The sequence below is a fragment of the Kitasatospora sp. A2-31 genome (assembly GCF_022288725.1).
GTDB lineage: Bacteria > Actinomycetota > Actinomycetes > Streptomycetales > Streptomycetaceae > Kitasatospora.
On sequence record NZ_JAKNTA010000005.1, the window covers coordinates 155,594 to 161,647 of the forward strand.

1 protein-coding gene is annotated in these 6,054 nt (G+C 72.6%); it reads left to right on the forward strand.

Annotation, left to right across the window (positions count from 1 at the left end):
- A partial coding sequence (locus MCM47_RS15680) for a type I polyketide synthase (RefSeq protein ID WP_238862642.1) occupies positions 1-6,054 on the forward strand: 6,054 nt, incomplete at both ends.

Sequence of the window (6,054 nt, forward strand, 5' to 3'; positions counted from 1 at the left end):
GCGGTTCGCGTTGTCGCTGGCCGAGGCCTTCGCGGTGGGTGTGGCGGTCGACTGGTCCGCGTTCTACAAGGAGACGGGTGCGGCCCGGGTCAAGCTGCCGACGTATGCGTTCCAGCGGGAGCGGTTCTGGTTGATGCCGGGTTCCGGCAGTGGTGATGTGTCCGCGGCGGGTCTGGTGCGGGTGGATCATCCGGTGCTGGGTGCGGCGGTGCGGGTGGGGGATCGGGACGAGTGGGTGTTCGCGGGGCGGATCTCCCAGGAGACCCAGCCCTGGACCCGTGACCACATGGTGCTGGGCACGGTGATCGTGCCGGGTATCGCGCTGGTGGAGATGGCGCTGACGGCCGGCCGGATGGCGGGCTGCCCCGTGGCCGACGAGCTGGTGTTGGAGGCGCCGTTGGTCCTGGAGGACGATGCGGTGCTCCAGGTCCAGGTCACGATCGGCGCGGCCGGTGACGACGGCCGCCGCGAAGTGGCGATCTACAGCCGGCCCGAAGGCCTCACCGAGGACGAGCTGCAGGAAGTGACCTGCCACGGGCGCGGGTGGCTCGCGCCTGAGAGCGACGTCGCCCAATGGCACGAGGTGTGGCCGCCGGTGGGCGCCGAGACCCTGTCGGCCGACGCCCTCTACACGGGGATGACGGAACTCGGCTACGACTACGGTCCGATGTTCGCGTGCGTGCGCGCCGCGTGGCGCCGCGGTGGGGAGGTCTTCACCGAGCTCGCGCTGCCCGACGGCGCCGACAACGGCGGGTTCGCCGTGCACCCGGGACTCCTCGACGCCGCCATGCACGGCGGTCTGCTGGGGGAGAAGTCCGGCGACGGGGTTGTTCTGCCGTTCTCCTGGTCCGGAGTCCGCCTCGGTGCGGGCGGGCCGTCCCGTGCCCGCGTGCGGATCTCCCCGGCCGGCGAGTCCGCGCTGCGGGTCGAGGTGGTCGGCGAGCAGGGCGATCCGGTGCTGCACGTGGACAAGCTCTTCTTCCGTCCGGTGGATGCGTCGCAGCTGGAGCGTGCGCAGGGTGTGGGTGATGCGCTGTTCCGGGTGGATTGGGTGGAGGTCGCGGCGGAGCCGGTGGGTGCGGTGCGGGTGGCCGTGCTCGGTGGTGAGTTCGCGGATCTGGTGGCGGTGGAGCGTGCCGTGGCCGGGGGTGCGGAGGTTCCGGGGCTGGTGGTCGCGGAGGTTGCGGCGCCGGTGGACGGGGGTCCGGAGGCGGTGCGGGCGGTTGCGGCGGAGGTCCTGGGGCTGGTGCAGGGGTGGCTGGCCGTCGAGGGGCTGGGTGAGGCCCGGCTGGCGGTGGTGACCCGTCGGGGTGTGGGTGTGGGTGACGAGGTGCCGGAGGTGGCGCCGGCTTCGGTGTGGGGGCTGGTGCGCAGTGCGCAGTCGGAGCACCCGGGTCGGTTCGTGCTGGTGGACCTCGACGGTCCGGGTCTCCCGGACTGGGGGGCGGTGCTGGCCTCTGGCGAGCCGCAGGTCGCGGTGCGTGGTGGTCGGGTGCTGGTGCCGAGGCTGGGGCGGGTGGCGGCGTCGTTGCCGGCGGGTGGTGCGTGGCGTCTGGCGGTGGGGCGTGCGGGTTCGTTGGAGGATCTGGCGCTGGTTCCGTCGGACGGTGGTCGGCCGTTGGGTGCGGGTGAGGTGCGGGTCGATGTGCGGGCCGCGGGTGTGAACTTCCGGGACGTGCTGATCGCGCTGGGGATGTATCCGGGTGAGGCGCCGCTGGGCAGCGAGGCTGCGGGTGTGGTGCTGGAGGTCGGTGCCGAGGTGACCGACCTGAAGCCCGGCGACCGCGTCTTCGGATTCGTGCCCCAGGGTTTCGGCCCGCTGGCGGTGGCCGACCGCCGGATGGTCGTCCCCATGCCTGCGGGCTGGTCGTTCGCGCAGGCGGCGGCCGTGCCGGTGGTCTACCTGACCGCGTACTACGGTCTGGTCGACCTCGCGGGTCTGCAGGTGGGGGAGCGGGTGCTGGTGCACGCCGCCGCGGGTGGTGTGGGGATGGCTGCGGTGCAGCTGGCCCGTCACCTGGGTGCGGAGGTGTTCGCGACGGCGAGTGCGCACAAGTGGGACGCGGTGCGGGCGCTGGGTGTCGCGGACGGGCGGATCGCGTCCTCGCGGGACCTGGACTTCCGGGACGCGTTCCTGGCGGCGACCGACGGTGCGGGCGTCGACGTGGTGCTCAACGCCCTCGCGGGCGAGTACGTCGACACCACGCTCGAACTGCTGCCCGGTGGCGGCCGGTTCATCGAGATGGGCAAGACCGACATCCGCGATCCCGAGGTCGTCGGCACCGCGCACCCCGGCGTCCGGTACCAGGCGTTCGACCTGTTCGACGGGGCGGGGATCGACCGGCTGCAGGCGATGCTGGTCGAGATCACCGAGCTGTTCGAGCACGGCGCGCTCACCAGCTCGCCCATCCGCTCGTGGGATGTGCGTCGGGGTGCCGAGGCGCTGAGGTTCCTGCGCGAGGGCCGCAACATCGGCAAGGTCGTCCTCACCGTCCCGCAGGCGCTCGACCCCTCCGGCACCGCCCTGATCACCGGTGGTACGTCCGGTCTGGGTGCGCTGTTCGCGAAGCACCTGGTGGAGCGCCACGGCGTCAGGGACCTGCTGCTGGTCAGCCGGCGCGGTGCGGCGGCGGAGGGTGTGGCCGAGCTGGTGGCGGAGCTGGCGGCGGCCGGCGCGACCGCGCGGGTCGAAGCCTGCGACGTCGCGGACCGCAATCAACTCGCCGGCATCATCGGCTCGTTGGAGAAGCCGCTCACCGCGGTCGTGCATGCGGCGGGCGTGCTCGACGACGGTGTGATCGAGTCGATGACCGCCGACCAGATCGAGCGGGTCATGCGGCCCAAGCTCGACGCGGCGTGGCACCTGCACGAGCTCACCGCGGGGATGGACCTGTCGGCGTTCGTCCTGTTCTCCTCGGTCGCGGCACTCATCGGCGCTCCCGGTCAGGCGAACTACGCGGCTGCCAACGCGGCGCTCGACGCCCTGGCCGCCAAGCGTCGCGCCGAAGGCCTGCCCGCGACCTCGCTGGCCTGGGGCCTCTGGACCGAAGCCGGCGGCATGACCGCGCAGCTCGGCGACGACGAGATCGCCCGGCTGGAGCGGATGGGCGTCAGCGCCCTCTCCGCGGAGCTGGGCCTGGCCCTGTTCGACCAGAGCTTCAACGCCGACACGGCCCTGGTCGCCCCGGTGAAGCTCGACACGGCCGTCCTCCGGTCCCGTGCGCGTGCCGGGATGCTGGCCCCGCTGCTGCGCGGGCTGGTGCGGACGCAGACCCGGCGCGCGGAGACGGGCGGCTCGCTCGCGCAGCGCCTCGCCGGTGTGCCGGAGGCGGACCGTGAGCGGGTGGTGCTGGAGCTGGTGCAGACGCAGGTCGCCTCCGTTCTCGGGCACGCCTCGGGTGCGGCGATCGATTCGGAGCGGGCGTTCAAGGAGCTCGGGTTCGACTCGTTGAGCGCGGTCGAGCTGCGCAACCGGCTCGCCCAGGCCACCGGGCTCCGTCTGCCCGCGACCCTGGTCTTCGACCACCCGACCCCGGTGGCCGCCGCGCGCATGCTGCTCTCCTCCATGGGGACCATCGAGGTGTCCCGGCCGGCAGCGCCCGTGCCGGCACACCGGACGGACACCGACGAGCCGCTGGCCATCGTCGGCATGAGCTGCCGCTACCCGGGCGGGGCCATCTCGCCCGAGGGGCTGTGGGAGCTGGTGTCGACCGGCCGCGACGCGATATCCGGCCTGCCGACCGACCGCGGCTGGGACCTGGACGGGCTCTACGACCCGGACCCGGACCACCTGGGTACCTCGTACACGCGCAGCGGTGGCTTCGTCGACGGCATCGCCGACTTCGACGCCGAGTTCTTCGGGATCAGCCCGCGCGAGGCCACGGCGATGGACCCGCAGCAGCGGCTGCTGCTGGAGGCCGCGTGGGAGGCGTTCGAGGACGCGGGCATCGACCCGACGTCGCTGCGCGGCAGCGACACGGGTGTCTTCTGCGGCGCGGTCACCTCGGACTACGGCAGCTCGACGGCGCCGGAGATGGAGGGCTACCGGCTGACCGGCACGACCACGAGTGTGGTGTCCGGGCGCGTGGCCTACAGCCTCGGGCTGGAGGGCCCGGCGGTCACGGTGGACACGGCGTGTTCGTCGTCGCTGGTGGCGTTGCACATGGCGGCGCAGTCGCTGCGCTCGGGCGAGTGCTCGATGGCGCTGGTCGGTGGGGTGTCCGTGATGACGGGGCCCCAGCTGCTGATCGATTTCAGCCGTCAGCGTGGTCTCGCGCCGGACGGTCGCTGCAAGGCGTACGCGGGTGCGGCGGACGGGACGGGGTTCTCGGACGGCCTCGGTCTGCTGGTGGTGGAGCGGTTGTCGGACGCCCGCCGCAAGGGCCACGACGTGCTGGCGGTGCTGCGCGGAAGCGCGATCAACCAGGACGGTGCGAGCAACGGGCTGACCGCCCCGAACGGGCCCTCGCAGGAGCGGGTCATCCGGCAGGCGCTGGCCAACGCCGGCCTGGACGCGGCGGACGTCGACGCGGTGGAGGGCCACGGCACGGGCACGAAGCTGGGGGATCCGATCGAGGCCCAGGCGCTGCTGGCGACCTACGGCCGGGAGCGCGCCGGCGACCCGCTGTGGCTGGGCTCGATCAAGTCCAACATCGGTCACAGCTCCACTGCTGCCGGTGTGGCCGGCGTGATCAAGATGGTGATGGCGATGCGGCACGGCGTTCTGCCGCGGACGCTGCACGTGGACGAGCCGTCGCCGCACGTGGACTGGGCCTCGGGCTCGGTCGAGCTGTTGACCGAGGCGCGGGAGTGGCCGGCGTCCGAGGGGCGTCCGCGGCGTGCGGGTGTGTCCTCGTTCGGCGTGAGCGGCACGAACGCCCACGTCATCCTGGAGGAGGCCCCCGCCACCGAGCCGGTTGAGTCATCGGAGTCGACCGGGCTGCCGGTCGTGCCGGTGGTGGTGTCGGCCAGGTCCGAGGTGGCGTTGCGTGAGCAGGCGGACCGGCTGCGGGCGCACCTCCTGGCGGAGCCGGGACTGTCGCTCGCCGATGTCGGCTTCTCGTCGGTGGTCTCCCGGGCACAGCTGGATTCCCGTGGGGTGGTGGTTGCTGCCGATCGGGACGAACTCCTCTCGGGCCTGGCCGCGTTGGCGGTCGGGGATCCGGCCGCTCGGGTGGTCGAGGGCCGTGCGGTGGCGGGTCGGACGGCGGTGTTGTTCACGGGTCAGGGTTCGCAGCGGGCGCGGATGGGTGTGGAGCTGGCGGGGGTGTTCCCCGTGTTCGCTGCCGCGTTGGAGCGGGTGTGTGCGGAGCTGGATCCGCTGCTGGGTCGTTCGGTGTGGGCGTTGTTGAGCGCGCCGGAGGGTTCGGCGCAGGCGGCTGAGCTGGATGCGACGGAGTTCACGCAGGCGGCGTTGTTCGCGGTCGAGGTGGCGCTGTTCCGTCTGGTGGAGTCCCTCGGGATCCGTGTGGATCATGTGATGGGTCACTCGGTCGGTGAGATCGTGGCCGCGCATGTGGCGGGGGTGTTGTCGCTGGCGGATGCGTGTGCGCTGGTGGTGGCGCGGGGCCGGTTGATGGGGGCGCTGCCGGCGGGCGGTGCGATGGTTGCGGTGCAGGCGGGTGAGGAGGAGGTCGCGGCGTCGCTGGTCGGGTTCGAGGGCCGGTTGGAGATCGCGGCCGTGAACGGCCCGCGGGCGGTGGTGGTGTCCGGTGATGCCGACGCCGTCGAGGAGTGGCTTCCGGGGTGGGAGGGGCGTAAGACCTCTCGTCTGCGGGTGAGCCATGCCTTCCACTCGCCGCGTATGGAGCCGATGCTCGCGGAGTTCGAGCAGGTCGCCCGTGGGCTGTCGTATGCGGCGCCGCGGATGGCGGTGGTGTCGAACGTGACGGGTGGTCTGGTCTCGGAGGAGTTGGCTGATCCTGGGTATTGGGTGCGGCATGTGCGGCGGGCGGTGCGGTTCGCGGACGGTGTGCGGACGTTGCACGAGGCGGGGGTGCGCCGGTTCCTGGGGTTGGGGCCGGATGGTGTGCTGACCGCGATGGCCCGCCAGAG